Below are 16171 nucleotides of genomic sequence, written 5' to 3' on the forward strand. Positions count from 1 at the left end.
GTCGTGCGGTGCGAGTCAGATCATGCCGATGACCGCTCGCAGGACGATGATCGACAGGAAGACGACGATGAACGCGAGGTCGATCCCGACCCCGCCGAGGCGCAGCGGCGGCAGCACGCGCCGGACCGGCGCCAGGATCGGCTCGGTGACCGCGAACACGCCCGCGGACACCCGCGAGCGGATCGAGCCTTGGGCCGACGGACCGGCCAGGACCACACTCCAGTCGAGGATGGCGCGCGCTATCAGCAACAGCTGCACCACCAGCAGCACCAGACTCACGATGCCGAGAACGAGACCCATCGGATGCCTCCAGTGACCGGGCGGGACGTTCCTCCAACTGTGCGTCACGAATCTGTGGATCCGCTGAGCGCCGGCTGAGATTTGGTTCATGATCCCGGTTGTCCGGCCGATGCCGACCTGTGTGAGAGGTGTGGCGGTCTGGCGTCCGACCGGTCTCCTGACCGGCGCGGCCGTCGTGCTGGTCGTCGCGGAGGCGTGGTTCCTGGTGGGGCTGGCCCGCACGACGCCGGCCCTGGTGAGCTGGCTCGCGGTCCCCCTGGCGGTCGGGTGCGCGGTGCGGGCCTGCTGGACGACGAGCGCGGCGGAGGGGATGGCGCCCGGCGCGCGCCGCTTCTGGCGGCACGTGGGGCTCGGCATGGTCTTCATCGGCCTCGGCGGCGCCAGCAACGGCGTCGACATGCTCCTGCGCCTGGTCGCGCCCCAGCACGTGAGTGGCCTCACCGCGGCGGTGTACCTGATGGGCCTGGTGGTGATGCTGTGGGGCCTGTTACGGATCCCGGGCGCCCACCGCAGCCGGGGCGAGTGGCTGCGCTTCGGCCTCGACACCGCGACCGTCCTCGTCACCGTGGTCACCTTCGCCTGGCACTTCATCTTCCGGCACTGGGAGACGTGGTCCGGCGGCAACACCAGCGGCACGTGGGCCGTCATCGCGATCGTCGCGACCGGGTCGGTGTGCGTGTTCGCGTTCATCAAGGTGGCGTTCACCGGCACCGGCCCGCTCGACCGCAAGGCCCTCTACCTGCTCGCCCTCGCCGGCGGTGGCGGCGCGACCGGCGGCGCGCTGACGCCGCTGCTGACCGACCGCCCGCACCTCAACGGCACGCCGGTCGTGCTGCCCCTGACCTGCTTCATCCTGTGCCTGGCCGCGGACCGGCAGCGGCGGGCGGCCGGGGTCGAGCCGGCGGCGGCGGTGCGGCGGGAGCGGCGGCCGCTGGTGCCCTACCTGGCGGTCTTCGCCACCGGGGTGCTGCTGCTCGCCGACGCGGCCGCCGGCGGCGACGACGTGCTCGGGGTCGCCCTGGGCACCGTCGTGCTGGTCCTGCTCGTCGCGGCCCGGCAGGCGGCGGCGCTGCGCGACAACGCCGTCCTCGTCGACACGCTCGACAGCCGGCTGCGGGAGCTGGAGGAGTACCAGCAGACCCTCGCCTGGCAGGCGACCCACGACGCACTCACCGGGCTGGCAAACCGTCGGCTGCTCATGCAGTACACGGGCGAGATCCTCGATGCGGGTCAGGACGCGATCGCGGTCGCGCTGGTCGACGTGGACGACTTCAAGGGCATCAACGACGACCTGGGGCACGCCGTCGGCGACGCGCTGCTGACCGCGGTCGCGGCGCGGCTGGAGTGCCTGCGACTGGACGGCGGCCTGGTCGCCCGGCTCGGCGGCGACGAGTACGCGCTGGTCTTCCCCACCACCGGCGAGCAGCACGCGCTGCACGTCCTGGACACCGTGGCGGCCGAGCTGCGCCGCCCACTCGACGCCGCCGGCCACGCCCTCGTCGTCGAGGCGAGCATCGGCCTGGCCCTGCACGCCGGCGACGCGACCGCGGAGGAGCTGCTGCGGCGCGCGGACGTCGCCATGTACGAGGCGAAGGCGCAGGGCAAGGGGCGGCGCGTCACGTATGCGCCGTGCCTGGACCAGCACAGCGCCGAGCAGGCCCGCACCGCCGCCGACCTGCGGGTCGCGCTGGACACCGGGCAGCTGCGCCTGCACTACCAGCCGATCGTGCGGCTGTCGGACGCCCGTACCGTCGCCGTGGAGGCGCTCGTGCGGTGGCAGCACCCGGAGCGCGGCATGGTGCGCCCCGACCTGTTCATCCCCGCCGCGGAACGCACCGGCCTCATCGTCCCCGTCGGCCAGTGGGTCCTCACCGAGGCGTGCCGGCAGGCCGCCAGGTGGCGCGACGAGCTCGGCCCCGACGGCCTGGAGTACGTGTCGGTGAACGTGTCACCGCGGCAGCTGCGCGAGGCCGGCTTCGCCGCGCAGGTCCAGGCGACCCTGCACAGCGTCGGCCTGCACCCCCGCCACCTCACCGTCGAGGTCACCGAGACGGCCGTGTTCGACGGCGGGTCCGGCCTGGAGGAGCTGCACCAGCTCAAGCGCCTCGGCGTCAACGTCGCCCTCGACGACTTCGGCACCGGCCACTCGTCCCTCGGCCTGCTGCGCACCTGCCCCGTCGACCTGCTGAAGGTCGACAAGTCGTTCGTCGACAACATCACCGACCGGGGTGACCGTTCGGTGATCGCGGAGGCCCTCATCGGCATCAGCGACGGCCTGCGCCTGCGCGCCGTCGCCGAGGGCGTCGAGACCGGGGCCCAGGCGGGGGTGCTACGCCGGCTCGGCTACCGCTACGCGCAGGGCTACCACTTCGGCCGCCCCATGCCGGCCGCGGACCTCGCCGCCCACGTGCGGGCCGCCCACCCCGCCACGGTCGGCTGACCGCCCCGGCGGCGTCACCCGTCGACCGGGAGCGGGGCGTCGCAGACGGCGCAGGCGAAGTCGCCGTCGTGCACGATGTTGCGCTGGCCGCAGCTCGTACAGCGGCGGAAGAGCACGGCGTCGGTGAACCCGCCCGGGTGGGGCGTGCCGGCCGCGTCGAGGGCGGCCGCGACGGCCGGCCAGCATTCCGGGTCGGGGCAGTAGCCGGTGGACTGGTTGCTCACCCGGTCGACGCGCCAGCCCGCCGCGGACCCCGGCTCCCCCGTGGCGAATCCCATCTCTCCCGCGGCGAGGACGGGCCGGCCGACGGCGCAGGCGACGTGCTCGCTGCGCCGCGGGGCGAGCCGGAGCGTGCCGCCGAGGTCGACGACGAACGTGAACGGCTCGGCGAGCTCCCCGCGCGGGCGGGTCGCGAGCCACGCGGCGAGGTCGTCGCGGGACCGGATCCCGGCGACGTCCACGGGTGGCAGGTCACGCAGCTCGGCGGGCCCGACGTACTCGTACCGCCGCATCACGCGGCCAGGCGGGTCGTGGCGGCGGCGCGGACCTCGGGGGTCTCCAGGGGATCGTCGCGCAGGACGGCGAGCCGGTGTTCGGCGGCGGGGCTCAGCGGTGCCCGCGCGGCGGCGAACTCGCGCACGTCCGCCTCACAGTCCCAGAGGCCCTCGGAGAGCTGCCGGGTCGCGGCGTCGGGGTCCAGGGCGGTGAACGCCTTCAGGGTGGCGGCGCGCTCATAGGAGTGCGGGGTGAACCAGGCGCGGCGCACCTTCGGGACCGCGGCCCGGGCCGCGTCGCCGCCGATCCGGGCGAGGCCGGCGGCGATCCGCCCGGCGTCGATCCCCAGGTCGCGGACGAGCCGCGCCAGGTACAGGGTCCTGTCGTCGAAGATCCACCAGAACCGGTGGTCGCGCCGGACGCACGCCATGACGTCCTCGGGGTCCCGCACCAGCGCGGCGCCTCGGCCGAGGCCGCGCTGCAGCGCCCCGGCGACCGTGGACGGGCTGTCGTAGTACCACTCGCTGCTCAAGCACCACATGCTCCGCCCGCGGCGCCCGGGCCGCGAGCGAATTGCCGCCTGCCGCTCAGTAGGTGCGGTGGTGGCACCAGGAGCGGGCGGCGCGGGTGTTGAGCAGGATCAGGAACAGGGCCGGGAAGGCGGCGCTGACGATCGTCGAAACGGTGAGCAGCGACGTGGAGTAGGCCTGCCACGCGACCGAGGCGAGGCTCAGGACGTTGAGCACGGTGAGCAGGATCCGGGCCCAGTTGCGGCCGCGCTGGACCTTGCGGCCGAGGATGATGGCGATCAGGCCGACGCCGGCGAAGACGGCGACGACGACCGCGACGGCGGACGTGACGGACGCGTCGTAGGTGCCGAGGCGACCGCCGAGCTGCTTGGTCATCTCCGAGGCGGCCAGGGCGAAGAGCGCGGCGATCCCCAGCATGAGGAGGCCGCCGAGGTACTGGAAGATCGCGACGACGTGCAGCGAGGCGGGTGCGGTGGTGCGCATCGCGTACGCCTGCTGCGGCGGGTATGCGTAAGCCATACCGAGGAGCATGGCCCGGCGCCGCCGCGGGCGACTCGCACGTTCATGCCACTTCAGTCCGGTGGGCCCCGGCGGACGTACGGCAGGGCGGCCCCGTCGTCGGCGCGGACCACCCGGCGGTCGCCGAGCGGCTTGGACAGCGTCAGCGAGTCCCAGGCCGTCTGACCGTCGGAGCCGAGGCCGGCGCAGGCCCCGCCGGCGCGCGGCGTCCTGCTGACGACGTCGCCGACGCGGACCTCGGTCGACGTCTCCGCGGCGGCGATGGTGAACTGGCCGGAGCACCAGCCCTCGTGCGGCCAGTCGAAGCGGATCATGATGGTGTTGGGGTCGCCGCCCCGGCCGAGGTCCGAGTACGCGGTCGGCCGGTGCCGCGTCTGCGGCGGCCCGGCGGAGCCGCCGTAGAAGAGCGCGGTCACGACCAGGCCCGCGAAGGCCAGCAGGACGATCCACCAGTGCCGCACGCGCCGATGGTACGGCCGCGGCGCGCTACGTGAGGGCCCGCAGCGCGGCGGCGATCTGGGCGACGGCGACCGCGGCGTCCCTCGTCAGCGCCAGCTTCCTCGGGAAGTTGTGGAAGGTTCCCTGGTACCGGGTGGCGATGACCGGCACGCCCGCGGACGCGAGGAAGGCGGCGTAGCGCTCGGCCTCGTCGCGCAGGATGTCGAGCTCGGCGGTGACGACGACCGCCGGCGGCAGGCCGGCCGGGTCGGCGAGGAACGGGTCGAGGTCCGGCTGGTGCCGGTCCACGCCCGGCGGGCAGAACAGGTCCCAGAACTCGGCCATCTCCTGCGGCCACAGCCCGTCGTTGCCGAGGTCCGGGTAGTCCATGGCGGGGCTCAGCGCGGGGCAGATCAGCACCTGCGCCAGCAGCCCCCGGCCGGCGTCGCGTTCCCGCCGGGCGGTGACCGCCGCGAGCAGCCCGCCGGCGGAGTCACCGGCGACCGCGACGGCTGTGGGGTCCAGTCCGTGCTGCCGCCCGTACACCCGCAGCCACCCGCAGACGGTGTCGATGTCCTCGAACGCGGCCGGGAACGGCGACTCGGGCGCCCGCCGGTAGTCCACGGCGAGCACCGCCCAGCCGGTCTCGGCGGCGAGGAGCCGGCACAGCCCGTCGTGCGTGGTGAGGTCGCCGAGGACCCAGCCGCCGCCGTGCGCGTAGACGATCACCGGCGGCTCCGCCGCGTCACCGTCCTGGTAGAGCCGGACGGGCACCCCGTCCGCGTCGAGGTCCCGCACGGTCCGGACGGCCCGGCCGGGCCCGACCTGCTCGCCGACCGCGTCGACCATCACCTGCCGCTGCGCCACATGATCCACGGCAGCAGTATGCCGCAGCGCCGCGCATCCTGAGCCTGTGCGCCCAGCGGTCGTGCGGCTCGAAGCCCCGCGGCCTGCCGGCGATCCCGGGCCGATGTCGCCGGAACGGGCGGATGCGTTACTGTGCCGCGCCATGACGCGTGCGCGGTCCCGGCTGGGCATCGACTTCGGCACGTCCACGACGATCGCGGTGCTGCAACGGGCCGACGGGCGCGTCCAGCAGCTGCTCTTCGACGGCTCGCCGCTGCTGTCCTCCGCCGTGCTGCTCGGGCCTGATGGGCGCCTGTACACCGGGCGCGACGCGGCCCACCTGTCGCACAGCTTCCCGGAGCGGCTCGAACCCAACCCGAAGCGCCGCATCACGGACACCGCCGTCCTGCTCGGCGACGCGGAGGTCGGCGTCCGGGACCTGGTCGCCGCGGTCCTGCGGCGGGTCGCGGCCGAGGCGGCCAGGGTCGCCGGCCCCCAGGTCGTACAACAGGGTGACGTCACGCTCACCCACCCCGCCGACTGGGGCGCGGGCCGCCGGGCGCTGCTCACCGACGCGGCGCTGCTCGCCGGGTTCGACCCCGGCGGGGTGCGGCTGGTCCCCGAGCCCGTGGCCGCCGCGACCTTCCTCGCGGAGGCGCAGGAGGTGCCCGTGGGTGCCGTCGTCATGGTGTACGACCTGGGCGCCGGCACCTGTGACGCCACGCTGCTGCGCCGCCGACCGGACGGGTTCGAGCCCTTCGCGTCCGCGGGCCTCAACGACCTCGGCGGCCTCGACGTGGACGCGGCGGTCGTCGGCTTCCTGCAGGCGACGTACGGCACCCTCTGGACCGACGCGGCGACCCGGCGCCGGCTGTGGGACCAGGTGCGGGCCGCGAAGGAGATGCTGTCGCGCGCCAGCGGCACCGTGATCATGGTGCCGGCGCTCGGGCGGGAGGTGCCGCTCGGGCGGGAGCAGCTGGAAGGCCTGATGCGGCCGGTGCTGCGGCCGAGCGTGGCGATGGTGCAGTCGCTGCTCGCCGAGGACGGGCTGCGGCCTGCCGAGCTCGCCGGGCTGTTCCTCGTCGGCGGCTCCAGCCGGATTCCCCTGGTGGCGACGATGCTGCACGAGGCGCTCGGGATCGCGCCGGTCGTCGCCGAGCAGCCCGAGCTGGTGGTGGCCGAGGGCGCGCTGACCGTCTCACGACCGGCCCCTGCCACGACGGACACGACCGCCGGCTCCCCCACCGCCCCGCCGCATCCCGGCGCCCCACCGGCCGGCTCCACGCCGCACCCCGGCGCCACGCAGAGCACCGGCGCCGCGCGGGATGCCGGCGCCGCGCGGGATGCCGGCGCCGCGCGGGATGCCGGCGCCGCGCCTGTCGAGACGGTGGCCGCCGCGCGGTCCGGGGCACGCGGGCGGGGGTCGCGGAAGCGGCTGCTCGCCGGGGTCGCCGCGGGCGTCGTCGTCCTCGCCGGTGCCGCCGTCCTCCTGGCCAACCTGCCGGACGACTCCGCCGGAGCGTCCGACGGCGCCTCGCCGACCGCCGTCGCCGCCCGCTACGACCTGAGGAAGGTCCCCGACGATCTGTGCGCCAGCATCGACCTGGCGCCGTTCGCCGGCCTGTACGAGAAGGCGGACTCCCCACCGGCGTCCCGGCTCGACGTCGGCGCGGCCGGCGGCAACGCGTCGTGCATCGCGGTCCGGCTGCACGACAACGGGGTCGTGCGCGCCTCCTTCGCCGCCGAGCTCCGGATCACCCCCGAAGAGGCGACCGCCGCGTACGACTACAAGCAGCGCATCGCCGGCGACGCCGTTCTCAACCTGCAGCCCGTCCAGCTGACGGGTCTCGGCGAGGAGGCCGTCGTCTTCGAGATGGCCGGCGCCGGCGCGCAGGCGAAGACGATGCTGACCCTGCGCATCGGCGTCCGCGACGGCAACCTGGTCTGGCAGATGCGGATCTCCGTCGACCGTCAGGACAAGGCCGGCTGGACGGCCGCGCAGAAGCAGGACCTCCGCGACCGTCTCGTCACCGTCACCCGGGCGGCGCTGCCGAAGGTCACGGCTGCGGTGCGTTGACGATCTGGATGTCGTCGACGTAGCCGCGGAACGTGCCCGTGGCGCCGGGCTGGTCGTAGCCGATGCGGATCTGGTCGACGGTGCCGCCCGCCAGGCCGGCGAGGCTGACCTGCACCAGGTTCCACTGGTTGACCACCAGGCGCCGGCCCTCGCCCTGGAACTGCGGGTGTGCCCGGACCCCGGACTGGTCCACGGCGCCCGAGTCGCGCAGCGACCGGCCGTCGGTGAGCGCGAGGTCGAGCGCCACGAAGGTGCCGTTGACGGACTGCGGATAGATCCAGTAGGTGAGCGTCGTGCCCGCGGTCAGCGGCAGGTGCACGTCGAAGACCCGGTTGTAGGAGTACGACCCCGCGGCGCTGGTGTCGGTGCCGGAGTACATGAGCGCGTAGGTGCCGCCGTGTGCGACCTCCGCCCGGCGGCCCGACTCCATCGCCGTGAGGCCGCAGCAGTACCCGGTGACGTTGCGCGCCGCCTGCACCGTGTCGGTCCACGTGAGCGGCGGCGCGGCGGCCCCGAAGTCGGTCTTGAACAGCGGCCACGGCCGACCGGCGCCGAGCACCGGCTGGAGCGCGGAGAACCACACGTCGGCGAGCTTGGCGTAGCCGCCGTCCGTCGGGTGGATCCGGTCGGGGCCGATGTCGGCCAGGGTCAGGTTGGCGTGGAAGTCGGCCAGGCGGACCTTCTTGCCCGCCGCGGCCTTGGCCTGGACGATGCCCGGGATCTGGCCGTTGTACGCGCGGACCCTCGCCTCCACCGCCGCGTCCGGGTTCGGCACGAGCGTCGAGACGACGACCGTCGCGGTCGGGGCGGCCCGCAGGATCTGGTCGACGAGGGCGCTCAGGCGCGCCGGCGCGTTGGGCAGGTCGTAGCTCTGCAGCATGTCGTTGGTGCCGACGTTGAGCAGCACGACGTCGGGCCGGGCCGCCGCGATCCAGGCGTCGGCGCCGGCCGCGACCTGGTCGACGCGGTACCCGGGATGCCCCTCGTTGTCGTTGTCCGCGGCGGTGCCGGAGCGCTGCGAGCCGACCATGTCGAGCGCGACCCCGGCGTCGTCGGCGAGGTGCCGGCGCAGCGCCTCCCGGTAGCCGTTGCCGTCGGTGGAGCTGGTGCCCCACGTGATCGACGCACCCAGCGGCATGATCCGGGCGGGCGTCGCCGCCTGGGACGCGGCCGCGGGGACCACGGCGCACGCCGCGGCGGCCAGCACCATCGTCAGGGCACGGACGGACGCGCGCACGGCAGCTCCTCGATCGACCGGGATGTCGCCGTACAGCTAAGAGCATCGATACGAGTTGTGTCAACGATGTCAGATCACTGGAGCGCCCCCGCCGCGCGTGGCGGTGTCAGCGCAGCCAGGCGCGGATGCCGTCGAAGACGGCCGGGCCGTAGTCGCCGGTGACGCTCTCGGCGAGGTCGGCGATGGTGACCGCCCGCAGCGCCTCCCGCCAGGCGTGCTCGGCGGCGGCCATCGCCCGGCTGATCGCGCACGGCGCCGTGCACATCTCCGCCGGGGTCGCGAGGGGTCCCCGCTGGCGGATCTCCGTGCACACGAACGCCGGCTGCGGCCCGTCCACGGCCACCACCACGTCCAGCACGGTGATCTCGCCCGCCGGGCGGGTGAGCCGGTAGCCGCCGGCGTGCCCCTGCACCGAGTGGACCAGGCCGGCCCGGGACAGGCTCTGCAGCTGCTTGGCCAGATAGCTGCCGGAGACGTCGTGCAGCTCGGCGAGCCGCCCCGCCGGCACGGGCGCGGGCGCCGCGGTGAGCACCACGCAGCAGTGCAGCGCCCACTCGACCCCGCCCGACATCTTCACCCCGCCATCCTACTTGACTCGGACACTTCATGTCCGGGTATGGTGGTGGCATCATCCCGGACAAGATTTGTCCGAGTTGGATCTGTGGAGGAGACCCTCATGAAGTTCGTCATCATCGGCGGCACGGGCCTGATCGGCGGCAAGCTCACCCACCTGCTGCGCACCGCCGGCCACGAGGTCGTCCCGGCCTCCCCGGCCACCGGCGTCAACACCGTCACCGGCGAGGGCCTGCCGGAGGTCCTGGCCGGCGCCCAGGTCGTGGTCGACGTGTCGAACTCGCCGTCGTTCGAGGACGCGGCGGTCCTCGAGTTCTTCCGCACCTCGGCCCGCAACCTCCTCGCCGCCGCCCGCACCGCCGGCGTCTCCCACGTCGTCGCCCTGTCGGTCGTCGGCGCCGACCGCCTGCCCGACAGCGGATACCTGCGGGCCAAGGTCGCCCAGGAGGCCGCGATCACCGGGTCCGGGCTGCCGTTCACGATCCTGCGGGCCACCCAGTTCTTCGAGTTCACGCAGGCGATCGCCCAGTCCGCGGTCGTCGACGGCGCCATCCACCTCCCGCCGGCGCTCTACCAGCCGGTCGCCGCCGACGACGTCGCCGCCACCCTCGCCGACGTCGCGCAGGCCGCCCCGGTCGACGGGATCGTCGAGCTCGGCGGCCCGGAGCCGGTGCGCATGGACGAGCACGTCCGCCGCTTCCTCGCCGCCCAGGAAGGCGCCGAGCCGGTCCAGGAGGTGACGACCGACCCGCACGCCCGCTACTTCGGCGCCGAGCTCGACGACACCTCCCTGACCCCCGGCCCGGGCGCCCGCATCGGCACCATCCACTTCGTCGACTGGCTCGGCAAGCCCTGACCGCACATTCATCACTCACGGTGACTGGGGCACCGAATCGCGTGATGATTGGCTACCGTGGATGGGTGACTACCGCGCCGAGCACGCCGCTGTTCACGCAGGACTTCTGGGACGACCCGCATCCGGTGTACGCCGCGATGCGGGAGCAGGCGCCGGTGCACCGGCTGCAGCTGCCGACCGGCATGGAGATGTGGCTGGTCACCAGGTATGCCGACGCCAGGTCGGCGCTCGGCGACCCGCGGCTGTCGAAGCGGGTCGGCGCGACCGCGAACGCCGCGGCCCTCGCCCGGGAGGTCAGTGCCCCGCTGACCAGACACCTGCTGGCGAACGACCCGCCGGACCACACCCGGCTGCGGCGGCTCGTCGCGAAGGCGTTCACCGCCCGCCGGGTGGAGCAGCTGCGCGGCCGGGTCGAGGAGCTCAGCGCCGCCCTGATCGCCGGCATGGCCGAGCGGGAGCGCGGCGACGTCATCGACGACTACGCCGTGCAGCTGCCGATCCAGGTCATCTGTGAGCTGCTCGGCATCCCGCAGGAGGATCAGACGGAGTTCCGGCGCTGGACCGGCGTCCTGGTGGCCGGGTCAGTGGAGCGGTCCGGCGTCCCGGAGGCCGCCGCGAGCTTCCTCGCCTACCTGCGGACCCTGATCGCGACGAAGCGCGCCGAGCCGGCCGACGACCTGCTCAGCGCGCTCATCGCGACCACCGACGAGGGCGACCGCCTCGACGAGGACGAGCTCACGTCGATGGTGTTCCTGCTGCTGATCGCAGGTCACGAGACCACGGTCAACCTGATCGGCAACGGCATGTGGACCCTGCTGACCCGCCCGGAGGAGCACCGGCGCCTCCTCGCCGACCCGGCGCTGATCCCGCGGGCCGTCGAGGAGTTCCTGCGCCTGGAGTCACCGGTGGAGACGGCGACGTTCCGGGTGGCGATGGAGCCCGTCACGTACGGCGGCATCACCATCCCGGCGGGCGCCGTCGTCGCCATCTCACTGCTCAGCGCGGATCGCGACCCGGACCGCTTCCCCGACCCGGCCGCCGTCGACCTGGACCGCCCCGACAACCAGCACCTGGCCTTCGGCCACGGCATCCACTACTGCCTCGGCGCGCCCCTGGCCCGGCTGGAGGCGCAGATCGCCTTCCGCGACCTCCTCGCCGCGTTCCCGGCGATGCGCCTGGCCGTGCCCGCCTCGGAGCTCATCTGGCGCCCCGGCGTCCTCATCCACGGCACCATGACCCTGCCGGTCCACCTCGGCTGAACACCAAGCCACCCCGGCCACCGCGGCTGGACACCAAGGCGCCCGGCCAGCTCGGCTGAGCACCAAGGCGCCCGGCCACCTCGGCTGAACACCGAAGTGGCCGGGCACGAAGGCCCGGCCACCGGTTGCGCACAAGTTGCTAGGGCAGGACCCAGCGCTGGTTCGCGCCGGCGAAGCAGTCCCAGATCTGCAGGCGGGTGCCGTCGGTGGACACGTTGCCGGTCACGTCGAGGCACCTGCCGGAGACGGGGTTGCGCAGCGTGCCGTCGGACTGCGACTGCCAGACCTGGGCGCCCGTGCCGTTGCAGTCCCACAGCTGGATCTTCGTGCCGTTGGCGGTGCCGGCGCTGGTGACGTCCATGCACTTGCCGAGGGCCCGCAGCGTGCCGTCACCCGCGACGGTCCAGTTCTGCGCGGTGGTGCCGTTGCAGGTGTACAGCTGGACCGCGGTGCCGTTGGCGGAGGAGGCGGCGGCGACGTCGACGCACTTGCCGGCGATCCCGGTGATGCGGCCGGTGCGGCCACCCGGGTTCGTCGTCGGGCCGCCGGTCGGCTGGGTGCCGCCGGTGGCCGTGGTGTAGATCGCGCTGACCAGCGAGGTGCTGGTGTTGGTGTCCTGGGACAGCTCCCAGTTCATGATGCCGCCGGCGTTGGCCATGGCCCACGTGGTCTTGCGCTTGATCGTCGGGATGCCGTTGTAGCACTCCTGAACGCCGTTGATCGTGGTGCAGTCCCGGTTGGCGTTCGCCGGGTCGCGGGCCACGAGGTCGCTGTACGTGTAGTAGCCGGGCCGCGAGTAGAACGGCACGCCGAGGACCGCCTTCGAGGCCGGCAGGCCGCGGCCCTTCCAGAAGTTCACGGCCGCGATCGACCAGTCGTAGTTCGCGTGCGGGCTGCCGCCGTCGTAGGCCATGATGTTGAGCCAGTCGACGTAGCCGAACACGGCCGGCTGCACGCCGTTGGCGGTGCCGCCCTCGGACACGACGGCGGCGGTGAGGAGCTTGCCGCGGCTGTGCATGGCGGTGCTCAGCTGCGACATGAGCGCGGTGTAGTTGTTGCCGGAGGTGCCCGGGTCGGGGTACTCCCAGTCGATGTCGACGCCGTCGAGGTTGTACTGGTTGACCAGGTTCACGATGTTGTTGACGAACGCGGTCCGGGCGGTCGCGTTGCCGGCCAGGCCCTCGAAACCGGAGTCGTTGCCGTCGTTCCAGCCGCCGACGGCGATGGAGACCTTGACGCCCGCGGCATGGCCGAGCGACACGATCGACTGCAGCTTCGACGGGTTGTCGAGGCCCTGCAGGCTGCCGTTGCTGTTGGGCAGCACGAACGCGTAGTTGATGTGGGTCAGCTTGCTGTACTGGATGCTGTTGGCGCTGCCGGCCCACGACGGCATGTAGCCGACGCTCTTGAACCCGTTGGGCAGCGTGGCGGCATCGGCGGCACCCTGGTTGACCAGGGCGAAGACGCCACCCGCGGCGGCGGTGGCGATGGCGAGCGCACCGGCGGCGAAGGCCGACCGGCGGGCCCGGTGGCGTCCGGGGCGGGCGGCGCCGGACTCCAATTCGGACGAGGAGGACAACGGGTGCTCCTTCGGATGGTCGGCCGGCGGCGAACGGGCAGGGTGGGATACCCGCAACCACTGAAGGAGGTGCCACCGGCGCGATGACAGGTGGCTGAAACGATAGGAAAGTTAACTGTCGGATGTCAATCAAAGTCGCGAAGAAAGTCGGTACCAGCGGGTATTCATGCGCTGAAATGCGTCAACCCGACCACTGAGAGCAACGCCAGCTTCTCCGCGGCGTCGGTGCCGGGCTGCGGCGTCAGCACGAGCAGCTTCTGCCCCAGGTCCGGCGTCACCAGCGTCTCGCAGTCCAGGTGGATGACCCCGACCTGCCGGTTGACGATCCGCTTGCGGTCGGAGCGGCGGACCGCGACCTCGTGCTCGCCCCACAGGGCCGCGAACTGCGGGCTCGCCGCGAGCAGCCGGTGCACCAGCCCGTCGACGTCCGAGTCGCCGTGCCGCCGGGCGGCGGTCGCCCGCAGGTCCGCCACCGTGACCCGGCTGTGGTGCTCGGCGTCCTCCTGCGGGTACGCCTGCCGCCACTCCGGATCGGTGAACCACCGCCACGCGTGGAAGCGCCGGTCGCCGCGGAAGCTGGTCTGGTCGCCGAACAGCAGCGTCGCCATCCGGTTCTGCGCCAGGGTCTCCCCCAGGTCGCTCGCCACCGTCGCGGGCGTGTCGCCGAGCAGGTCGAGCATCCGCAGCAGGCCCGCCCGCGCGTGCGTGGCCCCGCCCGGCGACCGCGGCGGCTGCTGCCCGGCCAGGTGATACAGGTGGTCCCGCTCGTCCTCGGTCAGCCGCAGCGCCCTGGCGAGGGCCGACAGCATCTGCGCCGACGGCTGCGCGCTGCGGCCCTGCTCCAGGCGCACCACGTAGTCGGTGGACATGCCGGCGAGCAGGGCGACCTCCTCGCGGCGCAGCCCGGCGGTGCGCCTTCGCGGCCCCTCCGCGAGCCCGACGTCCGCCGGGCGGATCGCTTCGCGCCGGCGGCGCAGGAAGTCGGCGAGGTCGTCACGCTGCATGCCTTCATCCTCGCCGCTCGCGGGGGCGCGCAGCCAGGGACCGCCGCTCCTACGAAAAGCGCTCCGCTGTGTGTTGTCCTCCATCAGGGGCAGTGTCGAGGCATGGAGCAAAACATGAACGGCCCCGTGATCGGGCTGGGCGCGATGGGCATGTCGGGCATGTACGGCCCGGCGGACCGCGCCGAGAGCATCGCCACCATCCACGCCGCGATCGACGCCGGCGTGACCCTGATCGACACCGGCGACTTCTACGGGATGGGCCACAACGAGCTGCTCATCCGCGACGCGCTGCGCCCCGGCGACCGCGACAAGGTCCGGCTCAGCGTCAAGTTCGGCGCGCTGCGCGGCCCCGACAACGCGTGGGGCGGCATGGACACCCGCCCGGCCGCGATCCGCAACTTCCTCGCGTACACCCTGGTCCGCCTCGGCGTCGACCACATCGACGTCTACCGCCCCGCCCGCCTCGACCCCGCGGTGCCGATCGAGGAGACCATCGGCGCCATCGCGGACCTGGTCAAGGAGGGGTACGTCCGGGAGATCGGCCTCTCGGAGGTCGGCGCCGACATCATCCGCCGGGCGCACGCCGTGCACCCGATCGCGGACCTGCAGATCGAGTACTCGCTGCTGTCCCGCGGCGTGGAGGACGAGGTGCTGCCGGTGCTGCGCGAGCTGGGCATCGGCATGACCGCCTACGGGGTGCTGTCCCGGGGCCTGCTGTCCGGCCACTGGCGCGCCGACCGCCCGCTCGCGGCGGGGGACTTCCGGGCCCACGGCCCGCGCTTCGCACCCGAGAACGTGGGCCACAACCTGGCCCTGGTCGAGGCGCTGCGGTCCGTCGCGGCCGCCAAGGGCGTCACGGTCGCGCAGCTGGCGATCGGCTGGGTCGCCGCGCAGGGCACCGACATCGTGCCGCTGGTCGGCGCGCGGACCCGCGAGCGGCTCGCCGAGGCCCTGGTCCCGGTCGCGCTCACCGCCGCGGATCTCGCGGCGATCGAGGCCGCCGTGCCGGCGGACTCGGCCCACGGCTCGCGCTACCCGGCGCCGATGATGACCCACCTGGGCACCGACCGATAGCTGACCGACGATGCGTGACTAACCGTTCGCCCTGTGTACATCTGTCGATCCCATCCTTACCGTCGAGGTAAGCCTGACGGGTGGGAGGCGAAGATGGTGGGTGGGGCCCGGGGCGCGGCGGTCATGGCGGTGACGGTCGCGCTGGTGGGGTTGCTGGGGGCGTGCGGCGGCGCTCCACCGGGTCCCGGCCCCGCCACCACCCCGGCGTCCCCCGCGCCCACCGCCCAGGCGACGGCGGCACCGACGACGGACCGCCCTGCCTCGACGAAGACGCCGGCCTCAACCTCGACGAAGACGCCGTCGGTGAAGCGGACCACAGCGGCCCGGCCGTCGCTCAGCGAGAGCCAGCTGAAGAAGGCGCTGATCGCCGCCGACGACATCGGGCCGGGCTGGAAGACCATGAGCGGCGGCGGCAGCGGGGTCTGGCCGTGCGACGAGGAGCCGGACACCACAGCCGACGCGACCGCGGTCCGCAAGTTCGACCACCCCGGCAGCCCGGAGACGCAGGCGTCGGTGTCGCTCGCCGCGTACGAGGACTCCGACGCGGCCGCCGACTTCCTCGACGAGCTCCGCGACAACATCGGCGACTGCGAGGACGAGCCGGTCGACCTCGGCGGCGGGATCGAGCTGTCCTTCAAGGAGATCGAGCTGCTGCGGTCCAACGGCAACACCACCGACTCCGAGGTGCTGTCGGTCGCGATCCGGCAGGAGCAGGACGGCCGCTTCGCCGCCGACGGCGTCATCATCTTCATCCGCATCGAGGACGTGGTGGGCTCGGCGCAGGTGATCGCCCCGGCGCGGCGCAGCACGGCGATGGACCAGGTCGCGATCCAGATCGCCCGGCTGCAGCTGGAGCGGGCGGCCGACAAGCTGGGACGGTCGGCATGACCACCACGCCGCCCGTGCTGACCGATCCGCCGCCGGGTCCGGAGCCCGACCCCACG

The 16171-nt window shown here is 73.5% G+C and carries 17 protein-coding genes; 6 read left to right on the forward strand and 11 right to left on the reverse strand.

Going from position 1 to position 16171, the window contains the following annotated elements; genetic code table 11:
• Positions 1–15: 15 nt before the first annotated feature.
• Entirely contained in the window at positions 16–270 is a 255-nt protein-coding gene (locus ACQEVZ_RS51205; RefSeq protein ID WP_344499025.1) for a YggT family protein, read from the reverse strand.
• Positions 271–430: 160 nt separating this feature from the next.
• Here ACQEVZ_RS51205 and ACQEVZ_RS51210 point away from each other — a divergent pair, with 160 nt between their 5' ends.
• Entirely contained in the window at positions 431–2740 is a 2310-nt protein-coding gene (locus ACQEVZ_RS51210; protein WP_433382654.1) for a putative bifunctional diguanylate cyclase/phosphodiesterase, read from the forward strand.
• A gap of 14 nt (positions 2741–2754) precedes the next feature.
• Here the strand turns inward: ACQEVZ_RS51210 and ACQEVZ_RS51215 are convergent, their stop codons facing one another.
• From ACQEVZ_RS51215 to ACQEVZ_RS51235, 5 genes are read right to left on the reverse strand one after another with little or no spacing between them, the layout of a single operon-like run.
• Complete coding sequence (locus ACQEVZ_RS51215; RefSeq protein ID WP_344500688.1) at positions 2755–3252, reverse strand: hypothetical protein; 498 nt, start codon at positions 3250–3252, stop codon at positions 2755–2757.
• Positions 3252–3767: a hypothetical protein gene (locus ACQEVZ_RS51220; protein ID WP_433382657.1), complete on the reverse strand. Its 516-nt coding sequence runs from the start codon at positions 3765–3767 to the stop codon at positions 3252–3254. The genes ACQEVZ_RS51215 and ACQEVZ_RS51220 overlap by 1 nt, the downstream gene beginning before the upstream one ends.
• 55 nt (positions 3768–3822) lie before the next feature.
• Positions 3823–4284 (reverse strand): hypothetical protein, encoded by a 462-nt coding sequence (locus tag ACQEVZ_RS51225; RefSeq protein WP_344499019.1) that lies wholly within the window; start codon positions 4282–4284, stop codon positions 3823–3825.
• A gap of 53 nt (positions 4285–4337) precedes the next feature.
• Complete coding sequence (locus tag ACQEVZ_RS51230; RefSeq protein WP_433382661.1) at positions 4338–4745, reverse strand: hypothetical protein; 408 nt, start codon at positions 4743–4745, stop codon at positions 4338–4340.
• Between the two features lie 25 nt (positions 4746–4770).
• Positions 4771–5598: an alpha/beta hydrolase gene (locus ACQEVZ_RS51235; protein WP_433382664.1), complete on the reverse strand. Its 828-nt coding sequence runs from the start codon at positions 5596–5598 to the stop codon at positions 4771–4773.
• Between the two features lie 133 nt (positions 5599–5731).
• Between ACQEVZ_RS51235 and ACQEVZ_RS51240 the strand changes: the two genes are divergently transcribed.
• Positions 5732–7645, forward strand: a complete 1914-nt coding sequence (locus tag ACQEVZ_RS51240; RefSeq protein ID WP_433382667.1) for an Hsp70 family protein — start codon at positions 5732–5734, stop codon at positions 7643–7645.
• On the opposite strand, the gene ACQEVZ_RS51245 is transcribed toward ACQEVZ_RS51240, so the two are convergent.
• Positions 7626–8882: an SGNH/GDSL hydrolase family protein gene (locus tag ACQEVZ_RS51245; protein WP_344499011.1), complete on the reverse strand. Its 1257-nt coding sequence runs from the start codon at positions 8880–8882 to the stop codon at positions 7626–7628. The genes ACQEVZ_RS51240 and ACQEVZ_RS51245 overlap by 20 nt on opposite strands.
• A 106-nt stretch (positions 8883–8988) precedes the next feature.
• Positions 8989–9453 carry an RrF2 family transcriptional regulator gene (locus ACQEVZ_RS51250; RefSeq protein ID WP_344500686.1) on the reverse strand — a complete coding sequence of 155 codons (465 nt, stop codon included), beginning with the start codon at positions 9451–9453 and terminating at the stop codon, positions 8989–8991.
• Positions 9454–9558: 105 nt separating this feature from the next.
• Here ACQEVZ_RS51250 and ACQEVZ_RS51255 point away from each other — a divergent pair, with 105 nt between their 5' ends.
• Both ACQEVZ_RS51255 and ACQEVZ_RS51260 read left to right on the forward strand, forming a co-directional pair.
• Positions 9559–10311: an SDR family oxidoreductase gene (locus ACQEVZ_RS51255; protein WP_433382671.1), complete on the forward strand. Its 753-nt coding sequence runs from the start codon at positions 9559–9561 to the stop codon at positions 10309–10311.
• A gap of 65 nt (positions 10312–10376) precedes the next feature.
• Positions 10377–11570, forward strand: a complete 1194-nt coding sequence (locus tag ACQEVZ_RS51260; protein ID WP_433382674.1) for a cytochrome P450 family protein — start codon at positions 10377–10379, stop codon at positions 11568–11570.
• A 139-nt stretch (positions 11571–11709) separates the two neighbouring features.
• Here the strand turns inward: ACQEVZ_RS51260 and ACQEVZ_RS51265 are convergent, their stop codons facing one another.
• Entirely contained in the window at positions 11710–13149 is a 1440-nt protein-coding gene (locus tag ACQEVZ_RS51265) for a glycosyl hydrolase family 18 protein (RefSeq protein ID WP_433382677.1), read from the reverse strand.
• A gap of 164 nt (positions 13150–13313) precedes the next feature.
• The gene (locus ACQEVZ_RS51270) at positions 13314–14153 is read right to left on the reverse strand and encodes a helix-turn-helix transcriptional regulator (RefSeq protein ID WP_354903264.1); all 840 of its coding nucleotides are present in this window, start codon (positions 14151–14153) and stop codon (positions 13314–13316) included.
• A 114-nt stretch (positions 14154–14267) separates the two neighbouring features.
• Between ACQEVZ_RS51270 and ACQEVZ_RS51275 the strand changes: the two genes are divergently transcribed.
• Complete coding sequence (locus ACQEVZ_RS51275; RefSeq protein ID WP_433382682.1) at positions 14268–15227, forward strand: aldo/keto reductase; 960 nt, start codon at positions 14268–14270, stop codon at positions 15225–15227.
• A gap of 56 nt (positions 15228–15283) precedes the next feature.
• On the opposite strand, the gene ACQEVZ_RS51280 is transcribed toward ACQEVZ_RS51275, so the two are convergent.
• Positions 15284–15544, reverse strand: a complete 261-nt coding sequence (locus ACQEVZ_RS51280; protein ID WP_433382685.1) for a hypothetical protein — start codon at positions 15542–15544, stop codon at positions 15284–15286.
• On the opposite strand from ACQEVZ_RS51280, the gene ACQEVZ_RS51285 reads away from it, so the two are divergent.
• Positions 15531–16115: a hypothetical protein gene (locus ACQEVZ_RS51285; RefSeq protein ID WP_433382688.1), complete on the forward strand. Its 585-nt coding sequence runs from the start codon at positions 15531–15533 to the stop codon at positions 16113–16115. The two genes, ACQEVZ_RS51280 and ACQEVZ_RS51285, sit on opposite strands and share 14 nt — an antisense overlap.
• The last annotated feature ends 56 nt before the right edge of the window (positions 16116–16171 follow it).

The organism is Dactylosporangium sp. CA-152071 (assembly GCF_050936335.1).
GTDB lineage: Bacteria > Actinomycetota > Actinomycetes > Mycobacteriales > Micromonosporaceae > Dactylosporangium > Dactylosporangium maewongense.